The sequence below is a fragment of the Limnohabitans sp. TS-CS-82 genome (assembly GCF_002943475.1).
On sequence record NZ_PTQX01000001.1, the window covers coordinates 239,739 to 261,820 of the forward strand.

The 22,082-nt window shown below is 52.9% G+C and carries 6 protein-coding genes; 2 read left to right on the forward strand and 4 right to left on the reverse strand.

All coding sequences use genetic code 11. The annotated features are described in order from the left end of the window. Window positions 1-125: 125 nt before the first annotated feature. A complete protein-coding gene (locus C5F52_RS01095; protein ID WP_104796488.1) occupies window positions 126-593 on the reverse strand; it encodes a hypothetical protein in 468 nt (155 codons plus the stop codon). A gap of 211 nt (window positions 594-804) precedes the next feature. Between C5F52_RS01095 and C5F52_RS01100 the strand changes: the two genes are divergently transcribed. Both C5F52_RS01100 and C5F52_RS01105 read left to right on the forward strand, forming a co-directional pair. Beyond that, a complete protein-coding gene (locus C5F52_RS01100) occupies window positions 805-3,327 on the forward strand; it encodes a tetratricopeptide repeat protein (protein WP_104796489.1) in 2,523 nt (840 codons plus the stop codon). 40 nt (window positions 3,328-3,367) lie between these two features. Then, window positions 3,368-4,024, forward strand: a complete 657-nt coding sequence (locus C5F52_RS01105) for a hypothetical protein (protein WP_104796490.1) — start codon at window positions 3,368-3,370, stop codon at window positions 4,022-4,024. 72 nt (window positions 4,025-4,096) lie between these two features. Here the strand turns inward: C5F52_RS01105 and C5F52_RS01110 are convergent, their stop codons facing one another. The 3 genes from C5F52_RS01110 to C5F52_RS01120 form a co-directional block, all read right to left on the reverse strand. After that, the gene (locus C5F52_RS01110; RefSeq protein ID WP_104796491.1) at window positions 4,097-4,879 is read right to left on the reverse strand and encodes a bifunctional 2-polyprenyl-6-hydroxyphenol methylase/3-demethylubiquinol 3-O-methyltransferase UbiG; all 783 of its coding nucleotides are present in this window, start codon (window positions 4,877-4,879) and stop codon (window positions 4,097-4,099) included. A 130-nt stretch (window positions 4,880-5,009) separates the two neighbouring features. Then, entirely contained in the window at window positions 5,010-19,601 is a 14,592-nt protein-coding gene (locus C5F52_RS01115) for a hypothetical protein (protein WP_104796492.1), read from the reverse strand. Window positions 19,602-19,828: 227 nt separating this feature from the next. Continuing rightward, window positions 19,829-21,964, reverse strand: a complete 2,136-nt coding sequence (locus C5F52_RS01120; RefSeq protein WP_104796493.1) for a flagellin — start codon at window positions 21,962-21,964, stop codon at window positions 19,829-19,831. Window positions 21,965-22,082 lie beyond the last annotated feature (118 nt).

A 22,082-nucleotide genomic window follows, 5' to 3' on the forward strand; every position in this document is an offset into this window, starting at 1 on the left:
GCTTAATAGGGGTTTATCCCTTTTTTTCGATGTCAATTTGTTCATTTAAGTATTCAGTGGCAAGGTTTTGTCATCTCAGTGGCAAGCATTTGCCGCTTGCCGTTGAGGATGCGACACATTGCCGCTTAATGCTGCAAGCCCGCTGTGGGCAACATGGAATCGCTGAAATCATCCAACGACAACTTCTCTGCCAGCAACTCCAGTTGCTGTGGATACAACGCCAAACCTTGGCATGCAATCTCTAAGGCACGTGCAGGATCCAAATTGCATCGCAAAGCACGAACCATCATCACGTATGTAAAGGGTGGGGTCTTATCGCCCTGCACCACCATCAAGTCGTCAAGCAACTCAACAGCCAATGGCCAATCTTGGTTCATCATGGCCAACAAGCTAGTAATAGCCAAAATATCTTCGCTGTGTGGATGCAAGCTCATACCCGCATCGCCCAAGGCATTGGCCAGGTCCAATTGCTCGGTGGCGACCAAGGATTGAATCGCTTCACGAATTTCAGCGGGGCTGAAACGTTGAATGTTCTGCGCATTCAGCAAACTACCTGTGCCAGCTTGATGAATCAGTTCTTGAATAAGTGTCATGAGATGCTCCAGTTGAAGTGTCGGAAAAACATGCCGACCGCTTTCAAACGATCAGCGCATGAACACCCTTAAGCAATAGTGATGCCAGCTTGTAAATACCATTCGCCGCCCCGTGGCATGGCGATCGCCCTGGCAAAAAACCGTCAATATGAGCTGGCTTACAAATTGCTTGTTTTGCTAAAACTACCCTCATTCAGCAGGCCACCCCACAATGAATGCACGCAACCCCGTCTTTGACGCCATGAATCATCAAGAGCAAGCACAGCCAATTGGTTTAGACACCCTGTTCACCACCTGTGAACAGTTGCAGCAAGCTGGTCAAGCCCAAGAAGCCTTGAATTTGTATCAATCATGGCTCGCCCAGTCGCAAGATGCGAACCGTCACATGGCGTGGTTTAACTACGGGTCATTGCAACAAAGCACCGGCAACCCTGCTGCTGCCATAGAAGCCTACAAGGAATGCTTGGTGTTGCAGCCCAGCTTCCCGCAAGCCTTGATCAACCTCGGCTTGACCCTCGAAAAAATGGGCAAGCGCGACGAAGCGCTGCAACAGTGGGCAACCCTCGTCAGCAAACGCCTGCTCAAAGACGGCCCAAGCCCTGACATGTTGGTGCTGGCCCTGAACCACATTGGCCGAGTGCAAGAAGACCTCAAACAATACGACTTGGCTGAAGAAGCGCTAGAACAAAGCTTGGCCCTCAACCCCAAGCAACCGGGCGTCATTCAACACTGGGTGCATATTCGTCAAAAAGCCTGTGCATGGCCTGTTTACAAGCCACTACCCAATATCACGCAAAACGAAATGCTCATGGCCACGTCGCCATTGGCCATGCTGGCACTCACAGACGACCCTGTGCAGCAGCTGCTCACAGCCTTTGCCTTTGTGGAGCGCACCTATGGCTTCAAAGAAGAGTTTTTAAGCAAAGGCCGCGAATACCACCACGACCGTCTGCGCATTGGCTATGTCTCGGGCGACCTGTGCGTGCATGCCGTGGGACTGCTCTTGCCTGAACTGCTGGAAGGCCACGACAAATCAAAATTTGAAATTTATGGCTATGACTTCAGCCCCGAAGACGGCACAGCACACCGTGAGCGTCTGAAAAAAGCCTTTGACCACCTGCGCCCCATTCGCGCATTGACCGATCGACAAGTGGCCGAATTGGTCTTGGCAGACGAAATAGATGTACTGATTGACCTGCATGGCCTCAGCTCTGGCGCACGCCCTGGCATATTTGCACTGCACCCTGCCCCCAAGCAAGGCACCTACCTTGGCTTTATTGGCACCACCGGCATGCCCTGGTTTGACTTTGTCATTGCCGACCGCTATGCCCTTCCAGAAGAATTGACACCTTATTTCACCGAAAAGCCCTTGTATGTAGACGGCAGCTTTATTCCACTGACACGTGATGACACGCCTGTGCGTGAAGCCACACGCGCTGAATTTGGATTGCCTGAAGACGCGTTTGTCATGGCAGCGTTTGGTAATGTTTACAAAATCACGCCTGAGATGTTTGCGACGTGGATGGAGATATTGAAAGAAATTCCACGGGCTGTGCTTTGGTTGATTGATGACAATCCGACTACGACTAACAATTTGAAAAATCAGGCTAAAACGGCGAACGCTGATTTAAACCGCATACTATTCACGCCACGTGCGGCACATAGCGAATACAAAGCAAAATTAACAAAAGCAGACGTCTTTTTAGACACATTCCCGTATAACTGCGGCTCCACCACAAACGATGTAATTCAAGCTGGCATACCTATTGTCACGATCAGTGGAAAGACCCTCGTCTCTCGAATGGGTGGAAGTGTTCTGACTGCACTCAACAGAAATGATCTAATTACCATTTCAAACGATGACTATTTGAAAAAAATAGTCGATTTATCTACGCAGGAAATAAGCTTCGGAAATGAAATAAAGTCGCGCAAAATTAAATTTGCAACTTTTGACATAGAAAAAAACTTGGCGTCAACCAATTTCTCAAAAAAAGATTCAACTGACTTATATTTTAAAAATCAATGCAAATTAGAATCAAATATTAATAAACTTTCATTAATTACACATCATTACAACGGGCAAGAAGCTGCAAAAAAACTCGTCAAACATCTAGAATCAATGCCAGAAGAAATCAAAGATTGCATTGAACTAATTATTATTGACGACTGCTCAGAAAACGCCGAAAGTATTGAGTCAAATTTAGATAATTTTAAGCAATACAGAATTACCGATGATATCCCATGGAATCAAGCTGGTTCTAGAAATTTAGGGACTTTCATGGCAACCTCTCCATGGGGACTCTTCTTTGACATCGATCAACTTCCAAACGAAGCAGGATTATCAAAAATACTGAGCCAACTCGTGTCTCTCGACACTAAAAATTTATACTATTTTCATGTTGAAAACTTCATTGACAGCAATTTGAATGAAGAGCTCCCAATTCACCCCAATACATTCCTTGTGAACTTGGAAAGATTCAGATCAACATGTATGTATGACGAAGATTTTGCTGGCAATTACGGTTATGAAGACTTATATCTCCCCTTTGTTTGGGAAAAAAATGGCGGCAAGCGATCAATCTTTGGGAATGAGAAAATTTTCAAAGATGGAAACTTCAAAACTGCAAAATTAAATAGAGATCTCACAAAAAATAAAACACTTGCTGAGAGAAAAGTTGCCGAAGGCATTAAAAATCCAACAAACTTTCTGCGCTTTTGCTGGAAAGCAATGTAAAGCCAATCATTTTCAAAACCAAAATTATTAGGAGCACACGATGCAAACCGACCATGAGAACCCAGAATCAAATTCAATCAACCTACACTCATTCAAAAAAATGAATCTAGGCTGCGGTGTGAATTTAATCAAGGGCTACTTAAACATAGGCTACTGGAGCAATCTTGAAGCAGACGGTATTTATAAAGATTTAGCTGGGAACATGGGAACTTATATGTTTAACCATGATTTGGTTAAAGGTATACCGGCCGAAGATGAAAGCTTAGACGTGATTTATCATTCACATTTCTTAGAACATCTTTCATACAAAGAAGGCATTAAGTTATTGCATGAGGTATATCAAAAATTAGCGGTTGGTGGCGTTCATAGAATTATCGTTCCAGATATGGAACTTTGGATCAAGTCGTATTACAACAAAGATGATTTTTTCATTGACAAATACCGCGAGGAAGTCCTAAAAGAAGATTTCGAAATTTATCAACCACGAGGCGCTGCATTCATGGGAATGCTACATAACCATGAGCATAAATGCGGATGGGACTTTGAAATGCTAGAGTTTCACTTAAAACGAATTGGCTTTAAGTCAATTAAGCGAACCATGTTTCAAGAGAGCAGTCTAATTAATGAAATCGTAGAACTAGAACCATACTCGCCATTACGCGCAATGGAAAGTCTCTGTGTTGAGTGCATAAAATAATTAATTTATCAAAAAAACCCCATCTCGATTGAGATGGGGTTTTTTTTCAATCAACTCTTTGTTAATATTAAATTAAGACTTAATACCAATAAATGTTCCGCGTAATGCCGAATAATAATCTCTACCTAAACCTTGAACGATATTGGGGCGCAACGAATCAAACTCTTCCATGACCAGGTCGAATCCTGCGTCGTACATGCTTTGCAATAGGTATTCTTTTGTTGGCCAGAACGAGCGGTGGTTCTCCCATGACGACCAACGCATATTATCTTTGTCGCTTACTTTGGTATCTTCATTAAATTCCTCATACCAGCGTCCTTGAATGCCTTCGTTTTCTTCAAGGGCGCTTAGTTGGAACCTTGTATCGCTCAACCCAAGCTGATTGAAATCGTCCGTCAAAGCAAAATGCGTTTGAAGAATGAGTACTTTGCGTGTGATGCCACCTAGTACTTTCAAGTATTCTCTTGGCTTATCCAAGTGATATAAAAGTCCACAGCAAAATATGCCATCAAATCGACCATATTGCTCAACATTGAGCACGTCATTTTGTGCAAAGTGCAAATTGCTTAAATTGGTTTTTGATTTAACGTAGTTACAAGCAGCAAAATTGGAATCACGGACTTCAATACCAAGAGAGTCATAGCCCAATCGTGCAAATTCAGTGGCGTATCCGCCTTCCAAGCATCCAAGATCCGCAATTCTCAGCCGATCACGGTCACCCTGAAACACAGAATCGAATACCTTTTTTGCCGAAATAAGCCTAGGCTCTTCCGTCATGGCCGGAAGATTTTTATCTTTGGTATACGTCCCATCATCCAACAGGATGTTGTGAGCCGTAAAAAGTGGTTTTTCCATATGGATTCCTTTGTTAATTCATGTCAATTTTCAGACAATTAAACAAAGCAAAATTTAAGCCATACGGGCCTACCCCCCAAAGGTACTGAAAGGATGGATGAAGAATATCCTCATCCATCCTTTTTAGCGCTTAGACATAAGGTGCTGATTTCACTCCACCAAACAGTGCACCGGTCACAGTCTTATCAGTAACTGCATTCCATTGCTCTTGTGACATATTGTTCAGCTGTGCTTGTGTCAACACCTTCAAGTCAGCCACCTCTAAACTCGCTATTTGAGCTGTCGTCAAGGCCGCCACTTGGGTCGCTTTCATGTTGGCCACTTGAGCCGTTGTCAGAGCAACAATATCTGCTGTGCTGATTGCAGCAACCTGCTCATCAGACAACAAACGAAGCTGGTCCGTACCAATCACAGCAATGTCATCCGTTGCAATTGCCGTGATCTGCGCTGGGGTCAGTGCTTTGATCTGGCTGGTAGTGATGGCGTTCACTTGAGCTGTCGTCAATGCCACGATACCCGCGGTCGAGATGGCCTCAATCTGACTGTTAGTCATCTTGACCAAATCAGCAGTTTCAATCGCAGCAATCTGAGCCGTGGTCATCACGGCCACTTGCTCGGCTGTCAACTTACTGATCTGAGCGGTTGACAAGGCTGCAACAGCCGCTGTCGACAAGGCCACAACCTGCGCGCTAGTCAACGAACTCAACTGAGAGGCTGTCAATTGCTCAATTTGGCCAGATGCTGCCGCTGTCAACGCATTGATACCTGCAGTGCTGATAGAAGCAATTTGCTCATTCGTCAGCTTAGAGATATCAGCAGTTTCGATTGCAACCACTTGTGCTGTGGTCATCACTGCTACTTGCTCTGCCGTCAACTTGCTGATTTGTGCTGTGGTCAATGCCACCACTTGGTCTGTGGTCAAGGCTTTCACACCCGCTGTGGTGATGGCTTGCAGCGCCGTGTTGTTCAACGCTTGGATATCAGCGGTTTCAATCGCCACAATCTGCGCCGTGCTCATCACAGCCACTTGTTCACCCGTCAGCTTGTTCACCTGGGCCGTGGTCAAAGCTGGCACTTGGTCAGCCGTGGTCAACGACACAATCTGGGCCGTCGTCAAGTTAGCCACTTGCGTCGGTGTGAAGCTACTCAACTGCTCGGTCGTCAAGTTGCGAACAGCCGTAGTACTCAATGCTTGCACTTGGGCATTCGTCAAGTTCTGCAAATCAGCGGTCTCCAATGCTTGCGCTTGAGCCACCGACAACACACCTACTTGCTCCTCTGTCAGCTTGCTGATTTGAGCTGTCGTGAAGGCCGCAACTTGTTCAGCCAGCAGCGCTTTCACACCATTGGTGGTGATGCCTTGAATCTGCGCCGCAGTCAGTTTCTGCAAATCATCGGTCGCAATTGACTTGATTTGCGCCGTAGTCATCGCACCCACTTGCTCTGCCGTCAACTTGCTGATTTGATCGGTCGTGAACGACACAATCTGATCAGCGGTCAACACAGCCACTTGAGACGTGGTCAAGTTGGCCAACTGTGTAGCTGTCAACTTGCTGATTTGCTCGGTCAACATGCCCTTCACCGCTGTGGTGGTCAAGGCTTGCACTTGCGAGTTGGTCAACTGTTGAATATTGGCTGTCGTGATGGCCTGAACCTGAGCAGCATTCAACTCGGTCACTTGTGCCTCAGTCAATTTACTGATTTGCGCTGTTGTGAACGCGGCCATTTGATCAACCGTCAAAGCTTTTGCAGCCGTGGTGGTAATGGCTTGCAACTGTGCGGCAGTGAGCTTCTGCAAATCGGCCGTTTCAATGGTCTTGATTTGCGTCGAAGTCAACGTCGCCATTTGCGTTTCGGTCAGTTTGCTGATTTGTGCTGTCGTCAAACCAGCCAATTGATCAGCGGTCAGCACAGACACTTGGGCCGTGGTCAACGACGCCAATTGTGCTGTCGTGATCTTGCTCAGCTGATCCACACTCATGCCTTTGACGGCCGCGGTGCTCAAAGCAGCCACTTGGTCATTGGTCATCAAGGCCAAGTCAGCGGTTTCAATCGCCTGCACTTGCGATGCAGTCATCACACCCACTTGGGCCACAGTCAACTCACTGATTTGATCAGTGGTCAATGCGGTCACTTGGTCAGCCAACATGGCCTTCACACCAGCGGTGGTGATGGCTTGCAACTGAGATGCCGTCATCTTGATCAGGTCAGCCGTTTCAATGGCTTTGATCTGAGCCGTGGTCATCTTGTCGATTTGCGTCTCGGTCAACTTGCTGATTTGCGCCGTCGTCAAGCTCTCAATCTGGCTAGCGGTCAAGCTCACCACTTGTTCGGTACTCAAAGCGGCCAACTGCTTGGTGGTCAGGCTAGCCACTTGATCCAGAGCCAAGCCCTTGATGCCTGTGGTGGTGATGGACTGAATTTGTGTTTCAGTCAAAGCACGCAACGAGTCTGAAGCCAATGCTTGCAACTGTGTCACGCTGAGCTTGCTCACCTGTGTATCGAGCAAATTAGAAATTTGCGCCGTGGTGATCACCGCCATTTGGTCCACCGTCAGGGCCTTGATGCCATCTGTCGTGATGGCTTGCAGCTGTGCAGCTGTCAACGCTTTCACATCATCGGTGGCAATCACCTTGATTTGTGCCGTAGTCATCGCCTTGAGTTGATCTTCGGTCAACTTGCTTACTTGTGCCGTGGTCAAGCCAACGATTTGGTCAGCCGTCAAAGCCTTAACTTGTCCAGTGGTCAATGCAGCGATTTGTGCAGTGGTGAAGTTACTCACTTGGTCCACCGTCAAAGCTTTGATGCCAGCGGTTGTGATCGCCTGCACTTGCTCATTGGTCAATTTCTGCAAATCTGCCGTCTCAATGGCTTGCAGTTGTGCATTGCTCAGCACATTGATCTGACCTGTGGCAAGTTTGCTGATTTGAGCCGTGGTCAGTGCCGTGATCGACTCAGCCATCATGGCCTTGATGCCATCTGTGGTGATCGCCTGCAGCTGATCTTCAGAAGTCAACTGCACCAAGTCTTCCGTCTCCAGCGACTTCACTTGCGCAGTAGTCAAACCAGCCACTTGGGTCGCCGTCAACTTGCCAAATTGAGCCGTGGTCAAACTGTTGAGTTGGTCCACCGACAAGTTGGCCACTTGGGCTGTGGTCATGGCAGCCAATTGGGCTGTCTTCAGTGTGCTGATTTGGTCTGTAGTCAGGCCCTTCACAGCGGCAGATGTGATGGAAGCCACTTGGTCAATGCTCAACTGCTGCATATTGGCCGTGGTCAAGGCAGCGACTTGGGCAGAGCCCAAAGCAGCCATTTGGCCCACGGTCAGTTTGCTGATTTGAGCAGAGCCAATATTGGCCAACTGGTCAGTCGTCATGGCCGCCACTGCGGCGGTGGTGATGACTTGCAGTTGCGCATCGGTCAGCTTCACCAAGTCAGCCGTTTCAATGGCTTTGACTTGCGCCGTGGTCATGGCAGCCACTTGGGCTTCGGTCAGCTTGCTGATTTGCGCCGTGGTCAAGGCAGCCACATCACGTGTTTCCATCGCGGCAACTTGCGCTGTTGTCAAAACAGCCAGTTGATCACTGGTGATCGCTGCCACTTGTGTGGTGGTCAAACCCACCACTTGGTCAGTGGTCAGCTTGGCCACTTGGTCCTGGCTCAACGCAGCGATCTGCTGAGTGCCCATGCTGCTCACCTGCAAGGTGGACAACTTAGACACAGCCGCTGTCGTCAACGCATTCACAGCTGCTGTACTCAAGCTCGCCAAATCTGCGGTTTGCAGGGCCGTCGCTTGGGCAGTGCTCAGCACTGCGGCTGAATCTGCACTCAATTTAGCAGCTTGCGTTGTCGTCAACGCCACCACTTGGTCGGTGGTCAAGGCAACCGTTTGGGCTGTCGTCAAAGCACCGATGGCAGAGGTAGTCAAGGCAGCAAAGTCAGCCGTTTCAATGGCTTTGATTTGCGCCGTGGTCATCGCCTGCACTTGGTCGCTGTTCAGGACTGCGGCTTGGGCTGTCGTCAACGCAGCCACTTGTGCTGTTGACAACTTAGCCACTTGGTCTGTCGTCAAACCAGCCACTTGTGCCGTGGTGAGCTTGCTCATTTGTGCGTCGGTCAAACCAGCCAGTGCGGCCGTGGTGATCGAGGCAATGGCAGCGGTGCTCACTTGCGCCAAGTCAGCCGTTTGCAATGCGCCCACTTGTGCCGAGCTCAACGAACTCAAAGCATCCGTGCTCAGCTTGGCCGCTTGGTCTGTCGTCAAGGCCACCAGTTGATCGGTGGTCAGCTTGGTGGCTTGGTCTGTCGTCAAAGCTGCAATCGCAGAGGTACCCAAGGCTGCAAAGTCAGCTGTTTCCAGCTTGCTCAGCTGCGCTGTACTCATCACAGACACTTGCGCGCTGGTCAGAACAGCCGCCTGTGCAGTGGTCAGGGCCACCACAGCATCGGTGGTCAAGGCTTGTACTTGGTCTGTGGTCAGCTTGGCCACATCAGCCGCAGTGATCGCCTTGATTTGATTGGTCGTCATCTTGGCCACTTGTTCAGTGGTCAAGGTGCTGATTTGATCCGTCGTCAACGCAGCCACGTTGGCTGTGCTCAGAGCCGCAGTTTGGGCTGTGGTCAATGCCGTCAGTTGTGCAGTGCCCAACTTGCTGACTTGCGCCGTGGTCAAACCACTGATCGAAGCCGTGGCAATGGATGCCACTTGCTCTGCAGTCAACTTGTTCAAGTCAGCCGTTTCAATGGCACCCACTTGGGCACTGGTCAACGCAGCCACTTGGCCTGTCGTCAACTTGTCTATTTGCGCTGTCGTCAACGCCACCACTTGGTCTGTCGTCAAGGCAGCGACGCCCGCTGTGCTGATGGAGGCGACTTGTGTTGAAGTCAACACAGCCACATCAGCTGTCGTAATCGCCTTAGCTTGTGCCGTGGTCAACGCAGCCACTTGGTCTGTTGTCAAGGCAACGGTTTGCGCCGTCGTCAAGGCAGCCACGCTGGCGGTTGACATCGAGACCAGTTGGCCTGTCGTCAACGCAGCCAACTGGGCTGTGCCCAGCTTGCTCACTTGGTCTGTCGTCAAACCACGCAACGAGGCGGTGGTGATGGCAGCCACTTGGTCAGAGGTCAGCTTGTTGAGGTCGGCGGTTTCAATCGCACCCACTTGGGCACTGGTCAACGCAGCCACTTGGCCTGTCGTCAACTTGTCCACTTGGGCTGTTGTCAATGCCACCACTTGGTCTGTCGTCAAGGCAGCGACACCCGCTGTGCTGATCGAAGCGACTTGCACTGAGGTCAAAGCAGCCACATCAGCTGTCGTAAGCGCCTTAGCTTGTGCCGTGGTCAACGCAGCCACTTGGTCTGTTGTCAAGGCAACAGTTTGCGCCGTCGTCAAGGCAGCCACGCTGGCGGTTGACATCGAGACCAATTGGCCTGTTGTCAACGCAGCCAACTGGGCTGTGCCCAGCTTGCTCACTTGGTCTGTCGTCAAACCACGCAACGAGGCGGTGGTGATGGCAGCCACTTGGTCAGAGGTCAGCTTGTTGAGATCGGCCGTTTCAATGGCACCCACTTGGGCACTGGTCAACGCAGCCACTTGGCCTGTTGTCAACTTGTCCACTTGCGCAGTTGTCAACGCCACCACTTGGTCTGTCGTCAAGGCAGCGACACCCGCTGTGCTGATCGAAGCGACTTGCACTGAGGTCAAAGCAGCCACATCAGCTGTCGTAAGCGCCTTAGCTTGTGCCGTGGTCAACGCAGCCACTTGGTCTGTCGTCAAGGCAACGGTTTGTGCCGTCGTCAAGGCAGCCACGCTGGCGGTTGACATCGAGACCAATTGGCCTGTCGTCAACGCAGCCAACTGGGCTGTGCCCAGCTTGCTCACTTGGTCTGTCGTCAAACCACGCAACGAGGCGGTACGGAGTGCTCCAACTTGGTCAGAGGTCAGCTTGTTGAGATCGGCCGTTTCAATAGCACCCACTTGAGCACTGGTCAACGCAGCCACTTGGCCTGTCGTCAACTTGTCCATTTGCGCTGTCGTCAACGCCACCACTTGGTCTGTCGTCAATGACTCAACGCCAAATGTACTGAGCGCAGCCACTTGCAACGAGGTCAAGGCAGCCACATCAGCTGTCGTGATCGCTTTGGCTTGTGCCGTGGTCAACGCAGCCACTTGGTCTGTCGTCAAGGCAACGGTTTGTGCCGTCGTCAAGGCAGCCACGCTGGCGGTTGACATCGAGACCAATTGGCCTGTCGTCAACGCTGCCAACTGGGCTGTACCCAGCTTGCTCACCTGGTCTGTGCTCAAACCACGCAACGAGGCGGTGGTGATGGCAGCCACTTGGTCAGAGGTCAACTTGTTCAGGTCGGCGGTTTCAATCGCACCCACTTGGGCACTGGTCAACGCAGCCACTTGGCCTGTCGTCAACTTGTCCACTTGGGCTGTTGTCAATGCCACCACTTGGTCTGTCGTCAAGGCGGCTACACCCGCGGTGCTGATGGAGGCGAGTTGATCGGACGTCAAGCTGACCAAATCAGCCGTTTCCATGGCTTTGACTTGCGACGAAGTCAACACCGCCATTTGGTCTGAGCTGAGCTTGTTAATTTGGGCTGTGCCCAAAGCCACCACTTGCGCAGAAGTCATCGCTTTGACTTGGCCTGTGGTCAACACAGACAACTGGTCAGACGTCAAGTTGCTCACTTGCGCCGTGGTCAACGCGCTGACATTGGTGGTGCTCAAGGCAGCCACTTGGTCGGTGGTGAGGTTGGCCACTTGGGCTGTGCTCAAGCCGGCCACTTGGGCTGTGTTCAAGCCCGCCAAAGCGCCCGTACTGAGAGACGCCAAAGCAGCAGTGCTGACCTGGGCCAAATCAGCCGTTTGGAATGCAGCCACTTGAGCCGAGTTCAAAGCACTCAAAGCGTCGGTGCTCAAACTGGCAGCTTGCGCTGTGGTCAAAGCCACAATTTGATCAGTTGTCAGTTTGGCCGCTTGTGTGGTGGTGATGGCTGACAAGGCAGAGGTTGTCAAGACCGCCAGATCTGCCACCTCAATGGCAGCAATTTGGGCGGTGGTCATGACCGCCAATTGGTCAGAACTGAGCTTGCTCACTTGCTCGGTAGACATCGCTGCCACTTGCGAGGTGCTGAGTGCGTTCACCTGAGCCGTGGTCAACGAAGCCACTTGGGCCGTGGTGAGTTTGCTCACTTGCGTTGTAGCGCTCAAGCCAACCAAGGCTGCAGTCGTGATGGACTGAATCGCATCGGTGCTGAGCTTGGCCAAGTCGGCGGTTTCAAGCGCCGCGACTTGCGCAGAGCTCAAACCAGCCAAAGCAGCAGTGCCCAGCTGAGCCGCTTGCGCAGTGGTCAAGGCCACCATCTGATCCGTCGTGAGGTTGGCAGCTTGTGCCGATGTCAAAGCGCTGATGGCTGCGGTGCTGATTTTGGCTAAGTCTTCCACCTCAAGGGCTTTGACTTGTGCTGTGGTCATGGCCGCCAGCTGCGTAGAAGACAACTCGCTGGCTTGCTTGGTGGTCAAGGCCACCACTTGTGCGGTGGTCAGGCCAGCCACCTGAGCAGTGGTCATGGTGTTCATGGGCGTGCCCACCAACAAAGCGGCCAACTGTGGTGTGGTCAACGAGCCAACTTGGTCGCTGGTCAAGGCCGCGGTTTGAGCTGTGGTCATGCCGCTGATTTGGTCGGTCGACAAAGCACGCAACTGTGCCGTGCTGAGGGCCACCAGGGCCTCTGTAGAGAGCTTGGCCAAATCAGCAGTTTCCAACACCGCCACTTGGGCGGTCGTCAACGATGCCACTTGGTCTGTGCTGAGTTTGCTGGCTTGAACCGTGGTCAAAGCAGCAACTTGGGCCGTGGTGAGCGAAGCCAGCTGCTCTGTGGTGACCGCAGCCAATTGTGCAGTGGTGATGGCAGCAACTTGGTTGCTGTCCAGGCCACGCAAAGCTGCGGTGGTCAAGGCGGCCACAGCGTCTGTGCTGAGCTTGGCCAGGTCTGCCGTCTCTAGGGCCGTCACTTGTGCGGAGGTCAAGGCAGCGGCGCTGGTGGTGCTGAGGGCAGCAGCTTGGGCTGTAGACAAGGCCACAACTTGGTCGGTGGTCAAGCTGCGCGTTTGTGCGCTGCTGAGGGCTGCAACAGCTGAGGTGCTGAGCTTGGCCACATCTGCAGTTTCAAGCTTGGCCACTTGGGTGCCACTCAAGGCACTCACTTGGTCCGTAGTCAATGCAGCGGCTTGGGCCGTGGTCAACGCGGCCACTTGGGCTGTGCCCAGTTGTTTGATTTGGTCGGTCGTCAAGGCCACCGCTTGTGCGGTAGTCAGGGCGGCGATTTGTGAGGTGGTCAACGCGCTCACGGCACTGCTGCTCAAAGCGCTGACAACGTCGGTCGTCAACTTGACAAGGTCAGCCGTTTGCAGAGCGGCCACTTGGGTAGCCGTCAGGGCGGCTGCCGAGCTGGTGGTCAATTTAGAAACTTGCGCTGTCGTCAACGCTACCACCTGGTCGGTGGTCAAGGCGCTGGCTTGGGTGGCTGTCAAGCCCACAATTTGATCGGTGGTCAAGCTGGCCACTTGCGCCGTGCTCAAAGCGGCCACCGCAGCGGTGGTCAATGCACCCAGTTTGTCGGTGGTGAGGGTTACCAAATCGGCGGTTTCAATGCCCACCACTTGGGTGGCTTTGAGCGCGGCCATTTGGGTGGTGCTCAAGTTGGCCAACTGAGCGGTGCTCAATGCTTTGATTTGGTCAGAGCTCAAAGCAGCCACTTGGGTCGTGGTCAAGTTCTTCACTTGGTCGGTGCTCAAGCTGGCAGTTTGCGCGGTGGTCAAACCTGACAAGGCAGCGGTAGACAAGGCACGCACCTGGGCAGTGCTGAGCTGCGCGAGGTCAACCGTATCCAAAGCCGCAGCTTGGACATCAGTCAGCACAGACAACTGGGCTGTGGTGAGCTTGCCTACCTGGTCGCTGGTCAAAGCACGCACTTGTGCGGTGCTGAGCGTGGTGAGCTGTGAGGTGGTCAAGGCTTGAACACCGCTGGTGTTCAAGGCGGCCACGTCAGCAGTTTGCATCGCAGCCACTTGCGCTGTAGTCAACGCTGCCACTTGAGCAGAGCCCAAGTTAGACACTTGTGCGGTACTCAGCGCCACAACTTGTGCGGTGCTGAGGGCATTCAGTTGGTCGCTGCTAAGTGCAGCTGTGGCAGCTGTGGCCAACGCTGCGATGTCTGCCGTTTCAAGGGCACTCACCTGCTTGACACTCAGCGCTGCAACTTGAGCAGAAGTTAGGGCACTCGCTTGTGCTGTGCTGAGGGCTGCAATTTGGTCGGTCTTGACGGCCGTCAATTGTGCTGTCGTCAGCGCTTTGATTTGATCTGAGGTGAACGCATTGAGCTGTGTTGAGCTCAGCGCATTCAACGCAGCAGCCGACAAGGCTTGCACGGCTTGTGTGTTGAGGGCCGCCAAATCAGCCGAATCCATCGCAGCCACTTGGGCTGTCGTCATGGCGGCCGTGGCCACCGAGGTTAACGCTGCGGCTTGACTGGTGGTCAAGGCCTTGACTTGGTCGCTCGACAAAGCTCGCACTTGCACACCATCCAGGGTGGCCACGCCATCTGTGGCCAAAGCGGCGATGCTGCCCGCCGTGGCGGCACTCAACTGCTTGGCGGTCAGGGTGGACACTTGGTCAGATGTGAGTTTGCTGACTTGGGCTGTGGTCAAGGCGGCGGTTTGCTCGGTAGACAACACAGCAATATGGCCGGTGGTCAAGGCACGAACTTGGTCGGTCGACAACTTCGCCACGTTGGCGGTTTGCAGAGCCTTGATTTGCAAGGTCGTCAGGTTACTGACTTGCTCGGTGGTCAACACAGCAGTTTGTGCCGTGCTGAGCGTAGCAATTTGGGCGGAGCCCAAGGCGGCGATTTGAGCAGCTTGCAGTTTTTCAACCTTGGCAGCGCTCAAGGCGGCCACTTGTTCGGTGCTGAAGGCCGACACGGCTTTGGTGCTGATGGCACGCAGCTGATCGGTCGACAAATTGGCCAAGGCAGAGGCTGCCAATGCGCCCACCTGGGCTGACGACAACGCTGCCACTTGGGCGGTGCCCAGCTTGGCGGCGGCTGTGGATGTCAATGCGGCGGCATGGGCGGTGGTCAAACCGGCCACTTGGCTGGTTTGCAGCGCAGACAGCTGGTCGGTCGACAACGACACCACTTGTGCCGTGGTCAAACCAGAGATGGCCAAGCTGTTGAGTGAACGAATCTGGTCCGAACCCAATTTAGCAAGGTCAGCCGTTTCTAAGTATTGCGCTTGCGTGCGGCTCAATGCCGACAACTGCGCCGTACCCAAACCAGCGGCTTGGGTGGTGGTGAAAGCAGCCAACTGGTCGCTGCTCAGGGCCACAGTAGCAGCGCTGTTCAAGGCTGCCAATTGGTCGGTGCTGAGTTTGGCAAAGTCGGCGGTTTCAATGCCTTTGACCTGCGCGGCGGTCATGACCGACAGCTGGGCCGTGCTGAGGTTGGCCACTTGAGCCGTGCTGATGGCAGCGAGTTGCGCAGCGCTCAAGGCTTTGAACTGTGTCGTGCCTAAGTTGCTGAGCTGACCTGCGTCCAAGGCCGCCACTTGCGAGGTGGTGATGGCAGCCACTTGGGCCGTGGTCAAGCTGTTGAGCTGATCGGACGTCAAGCTACCCACTTGCGTGGTGGTCAGTGCAGCCAATGCCCCACTAGACAGTGCCTGCACTTGTGCCGTGGTGAGCTTGGCCAGATCGTCCCCAGCCAAGCCTTTGGCTTGGTCTGCGTTCAGTGCTTTGACTTGGGCATCGGTCAAATTAGAGACTTGCGCTGTCGTCAAGGCTGTGATTTGTGCAGTACTCAAACCTGCAATCGCCGCTGTGGTGATCGCACGCAGCTGCGCTGTGTCGAGTTTCGCCAAGTCTGCTGTTTCCAGCGCCTTGACTTGTGTGCTGGTCAAAGCAGCCAACTGGGCTGTACCCAGCTTTTCAATCTGTGTCGTGGTCAGTGCGGCCACTTGGGTGGTTGTCAACGCGCGTACCTGTGCCGTGGTCAAACCCGAGGCTTGTGCGGTGTCCAACGCAGCCACTTGGGCTGTCGTCATCGCAGCCACTGCAGCAGTGCTGAACGCTTGCACTTTGGCGGCACTCAGGCCTGCCAAATCACCCGCATCCAACGCGGCGACTTGCACGTCGCTCAAGGCTTTGACTTGGGCTGTGGTGAGTTGAGACACTTGCTCCGAGCTCAAAGCTTTGACTTGCGCTGTGGTCAATGAAGTGACTTGCGCTGTGGTCAGTTTGTCAATTTGGTCTGTGGTCAATGCAGCCACTTGCGCAGTGCTCAACTGAGCCACCGCTGCACCGCTGATCGATTGCAGCTGAGTAGAAGTCATGGCCGCCACGTCAGCGGTTTCAATCGCTTTGACTTGTGTGGCTGACAAACCAGCCACTTGGCCGTCTGTCAAGTTGGCCACCTGCAAGGTGCTCAAGCTCGCCACTTGGGTGCTGTCCAACCCTGCAATGGCCGCTGTGGTGATCGCACGCAGCTGCGCTGTATCGAGTTTCGCCAAGTCTGCTGTTTCCAGCGCCTTGACTTGCGTGCTGGTCAAAGCAGCCAACTGGGCTGTGCCCAACTTTTCAACCTGTGTCGTGGTCAATGCGGCCACTTGGGTGGTTGTCAACGCGCGCACCTGTGCCGTGGTCAAACCAGAAGCTTGTGCGGTGTCCAACGCAGCCACTTGGGCTGTGGTCATCGCAGCCACTGCGGCAGTCGTGAACGCTTGTACTTTGGCCACACTCAGGCCTGCCAAATCACCCGCATCCAACGCGGCCACTTGTACGCCACTCAGGGCGTTGACTTGGGCTGTGGTGAGCTTAGACACTTGCTCTGAGCTCAAAGCTTTGACTTGCGCTGTGGTCAATGACTTGACTTGGGCTGTGGTCAGTTTGTCAATTTGGGCTGTGGTCAATGCAGCCACTTGCGCGGTGCTCAACTGAGCCACCACTGCACCGCTGATCGACTGCAATTGCGTGGAGGTCATGGCCGCCACGTCAGCGGTTTCAATCGCTTTGACTTGTGTCGCCGACAAACCAGCCACTTGGCCGTCTGTCAAGTTGGCCACTTGCAAGGTGCTCAAGCTCGCCACTTGGGTGCTGTCCAACCCTGCAATGGCCGCTGTGGTGATCGCACGCAGCTGCGCTGTATCGAGTTTCGCCAAGTCTGCTGTTTCCAGCGCCTTGACTTGCGTGTTGGTCAATGCAGCCAACTGAGCTGTACCCAGCTTTTCAATCTGTGTCGTGGTCAACGCGGCCACTTGGGTGGTCGTCAACGCGCGCACCTGTGCCGTGGTCAACCCAGAAGCTTGTGCGGTGTCCAACGCAGCCACTTGGGCTGTGGTCATCGCAGCCACTGCGGCAGTCGTGAACGCTTGTACTTTGGCCACACTCAGGCCTGCCAAATCACCCGCATCCAACGCGGCCACTTGCACGCCACTCAGGGCTTTGACTTGGGCCGTGGTGAGTTTAGACACTTGGTCTGAGCTCAAAGCTTTGACTTGCGCTGTGGTCAATGAAGTGACTTGCGCTGTGGTCAGTTTGTCAATTTGGTCTGTGGTCAATGCAGCCACTTGCGCGGTGCTCAACTGAGCCACCGCTGCACCGCTGATCGACTGCAATTGCGTGGAGGTCATGGCCGCCACGTCTGCGGTTTCAATCGCTTTGACTTGTGTGGCTGACAAACCAGCCACTTGGCCGTCTGTCAAGTTGGCCACCTGCAAGGTGCTCAAGCTCGCCACTTGGGTGCTGTCCAACCCTGCAATGGCCGCTGTGGTGATCGCACGCAGCTGCGCTGTGTCGAGTTTCGCCAAGTCTGCTGTTCCCAGCGCCTTGACTTGTGTGCTGGTCAAAGCAGCCAACTGGGCTGTACCCAGCTTTTCAATCTGTGTCGTGGTCAGTGCGGCCACTTGGGTGGTCGTCAACGCGCGCACCTGTGCCGTGGTCAACCCAGAAGCTTGTGCGGTGTCCAACGCAGCCACTTGGGCTGTGGTCATCGCAGCCACGGCGGCCGTTGTGAACGCTTGCACTTTGGTGGCACTCAGGCCTGCCAAATCACTTGCATCCAACGCGGCCACTTGTACGCCACTCAGGGCGTTGACTTGGGCTGTGGTGAGCTTAGACACTTGGTCTGAACTCAAAGCTTTGACTTGCGCGGTGGTCAATGACTTGACTTGGGCTGTGGTCAGTTTGTCAATTTGGTCAGTGGTCAATGCAGCCACTTGCTCGGTGCTCAACTGAGCCACCGCCGAAGTGCCGATCGATTGCAGCTGGGTGGAAGTCAACACCACCAAATCAGCCGTTGCCAAACCCATCGCTTGTTTGCCCGTCAATGCTGACAGTTGTTCGGTGGTTAATTTTGTAGCTTGTGCCGTGGTGAGCGCAGACAACTGGGTACTGCTGAGAGCAGCCACTTGCGCCGTGGTCAGCTTTTCAATTTGTGCAGTGCCCAAGTTTGACAGTTGCGCACTCGACAGCGCTTTCACGCCAGACAACGACAGAGATTGAATTTGTGTGGATGAGAACTTAGCCAAGTCTTCGTTTTGCAAAGCACCGACTTGCACCGAGGTCAAAGCAGCCACTTGCGTGGCTGTGAGTTTTTCAGCCTGTGTGGTGGTCAATGCAACCACTTGATCGGTGGTCAAACTGGCCACCTGTGCAGTGGTGAGGGCTTGGACCAATGTGGTGCTCAACGAGGCGACTTGCGCCGTGGTCAAGCCCGCCACCGTAGAGGCTTTGAGTGACTGCAACTGATCCGTAGAAAGTTGCGCCAAATCAACGGTATCCACCGTTTTGATTTGTGAGTTAGACAGCGTCGCCAACTGTGTGGCAGCCATGCTCTTGAATTGAGTGCTGGTGAGCGCCGTCATTTGATCGGTGCTCAAGCCGGCCACACCGGCTGTGGACAGGGCTTGAATTTGGTCGGTACCCATGGCAGCCAAATCGACCGTGTCCAAGGCTTTGACTTGCGCAGAGCTCAAGGCATTGACTTGCGACGTCGTCAGTGCTTTGACTTGTGCCGATGTCAGTGCTGTGGCTTGTGCCGATGTCAAGGCACGGACTTGCGTGGTGCTGAGTGAGCGCAGTTGATCGGAACCCAAGGCTTGCACATCGGCAGCTTCCATGCCGGCGATTTGCTTGGCTGACAAAGCTGCCAATTGCTCAGTACCCACAGCAGCAATTTGAGCCGTGATCAATCCAAAAATTTGATCCACCGACATCGCTTGGATGGCACTGGTCGCCACCGCCTTAATTTGCGACGTGGTCAGGGCCTGCACCTGATCGGTGGTCAACCCCGTGATTTGGGTGCCCTTGATGGCAGAAATTTGGCTGGTGCTCAGGCTTGCGATATTGGCCGTCGAAATCGATTTCAGCTGTGTGGCCTTAAATGATCCCAGCTGATCATTGGACAGGTTACTCAGTTGAGAGGACGAAACAACCGTCAGGCTGGTGGCACTCAACGCAGGAATTTGGGCTGTCGTAAAACCGGCAAAAGCCGCCGGGTCGAGAGCTGCCACTTGCGCGGTTGTCAAAGAACCGACTTGTTTAACCGTCAACGCCGCAATGTCAGCCGAGGTGTAGCCAGAGACGTCCGAGCCTGATGAATAGGCGGAGCTCCCGTAGCTGGAGGGGGCCAAATTGAGGTTTAGTGAAATCGAAGCCATGATCTATCCTTTGATATCGCGTTCTTGTAAAAGCTACTTGCACACGCAAGACAAGCATTCGCAAAAACTATGCCGGTATCTGTAGATCGGTTCGAGACTGAAAAACTTGAGGGGACTTGAGTAATTTATTTAAAAAATAAACAGGTACGAATAATGAGTAGCAAATAACTAAAAAAACGGGCAGACCTAAAGGTGGCCTGCCCGTTTTTGTGCACTAAGCTGTCAAATTACTTGAGCAAGCTCAACACGCTTTGTGCCGATTGGTTCGCTTGCGCCAACATCGCTGTGGCGGCTTGCTGAACAATCTGTGACTTCGCCAAATTGGTCGTTTCTGTCGCGTAGTCAGTATCCAAGATACGGCTGCGTGACTCAGACATGTTTTGATTTGACTCAGTCAAGTTGCTGACCACAGCGTCCAAACGGTTCAAGAAAGCACCGGTCTTGGCTTGGTTCTTACCGACTTGCTCAATCGCAGCATCGATCACCAACAAAGCAGAGGTTGAACCTGCAACTGTGGAGATGTCGATTTCAGCGACTTTCGCACCGTCGTTAGCACCACCAAAAGTACCTTCGTTGAAGCCCAAGGCTTTGAAGTTCAAAGTGTCACCTTCGCTACCGCTGTTCAGTGAGAAGGCTTTGTCCGAAGTCAAAGTCACACCAGCGTAGTAAGAAGTCTCTGCACCTGTAGCACCCACCGTCATACCAGCCAAGCCGAGGCCAGCAGCAGCCGCAGCACCACCAGCGTCTGTGCTGATCGAGATGTTGCGGCCATCGGCAGCCACCAACTCGATACCGTCACCGTAGGCTGTCGCTGTCACGCCAGTTTCACCTGAACGAGAGTTGAAGATTTGCAACACGTCTTCACGGGTTGAGCTGGTGCCCAATGTGGTGGTGATGTCAATGCCGTTCAATTTGATGCTGCTGATCGCCGCAGCTGTGAAACCAGAACCCTTGATAGAGTTCGCGTTTGCTTTCGCAGTCACACCCGTAATTTCGGAAGACTTGTTGATGGCAGCAGCAATCGCAATCGCGCTGGCAGCTTTGGTCGAACCTGTATTTTCGAATGATGCATCGTCATCAGCACCTTGAGCAGCTTGAATACCCACACCATTGATGACCAATGTGTTGCCATTCAACACACCCGCATTGCCTGAAGCAGGAGCTGCCGCAGTAGATGCACGCGTGGTTGTGGCAGCTTGCGCCGCACCAGCTTCGTAAGTACCGAAGCGAATGCCTGAGCGAATTTCACTGGTTTGAGATGTGGCCACTGTGCTACCGACCGTGATGGAAGAGCCATCTTTGGTGCTGAGTTGGTATGAACCGACATATGTACCAGCCGCTGCCATACCCATTTGGGCCAGCGTAGCAACCGATGCATTGGTTGTACCGACGTCCAACACAATGTTGCGGCCATCAGCAGCAGTCAATGAAATACCTTGGTTGTCGTCTGTGGTGTTTGTGGCACGCACACCGGTACGGTCTGCAATGTCGTTGATCGCTTGCACCACGGCAGTACGGTCAATTTCTTTGTTACCCGACATATAGAAACCAGCAGTTTCAAAGCCGTTGATCTTCACAACACCGAGCTCACCGGCAGTTGCTGCCGTTGCCACAGAACCTGCGACTTCGTTCTTGCTCACCACAGCAAACACGCCGCTGCGATCTGACACTGCGTTAATAGCAGCTGCCTTAGCGATCGCGCTGGCATCTTTGTTAGCAGAAGAAATGTCGTCAGAGCCAGCCAATGAAGCACCGACAGAAACGCCGTTCAAGATCAATGAACCATCTGTCAAAGCGCCATTGACGTTGCCGTTGATCTTGCCACCGATAGAACTCACCGTGCTCAAAGTGCCCAAGCCCAAGTCTTTGGTTTGAACAGAAGAGAAACCGATGCTCATCATGTCGCCGGCTTTCACGCCAGTTTGCAATTTGATGTCGCCAGCAGAACCGTCCAACAACTTGATGGTGTTGTGGTTCGTCGAAGTAGCCACTTCTTGGATTTGGGCTTTCAACTCAGTCACTTCGTTTTGCAAAGATTCGCGATCAGAAGTTGTCATGCCACCGTTGGCAGACTGAATCGACAGTTCACGCATGCGTTGCAGCATGTTAGTGACTTGACCCATCGCGCCTTCAGCTGTTTGCAACATGGAGGTGCCGTCGTTGGCGTTGCGGATGGCCATGCCATAACCGCGAATTTGAGAAGTCATGCGGTTGGTGATGGCCAAGCCGGCTGCATCATCTTTCGCGCTGTTGATACGCAAACCTGTGGACAGACGTTCCATTGAAGTTTGCAACGTCTTGTTCACATTGCTCAGCGAGCCTTGTGCTGCAAGAGCCTTTACGTTGGTGTTGATCACTGACATGATGTTTCTCCTAAAAAGTCATCACTGAGGGGTTATTGCCAGAGAAACACGAATTTGTTTCCCTGATGGCTGGTGAATCGTCACTCTAAGAAATTACTTGAGTGGTTTGATTAAATTT

What these genes read in the sequence shown, in the direction of transcription:
- C5F52_RS01100 (WP_104796489.1), top strand. Translation starts at nt 805, where the DNA reads ATGAATGCACGCAACCCCGTCTTTGACGCCATGAATCATCAAGAGCAA.
- C5F52_RS01095 (WP_104796488.1), bottom strand. Translation starts at nt 593, where the DNA reads ATGACACTTATTCAAGAACTGATTCATCAAGCTGGCACAGGTAGTTTG.
- C5F52_RS01105 (WP_104796490.1), top strand. Translation starts at nt 3,368, where the DNA reads ATGCAAACCGACCATGAGAACCCAGAATCAAATTCAATCAACCTACAC.
- C5F52_RS01115 (WP_104796492.1), bottom strand. Translation starts at nt 19,601, where the DNA reads ATGGCTTCGATTTCACTAAACCTCAATTTGGCCCCCTCCAGCTACGGG.
- C5F52_RS01110 (WP_104796491.1), bottom strand. Translation starts at nt 4,879, where the DNA reads ATGGAAAAACCACTTTTTACGGCTCACAACATCCTGTTGGATGATGGG.
- C5F52_RS01120 (WP_104796493.1), bottom strand. Translation starts at nt 21,964, where the DNA reads ATGTCAGTGATCAACACCAACGTAAAGGCTCTTGCAGCACAAGGCTCG.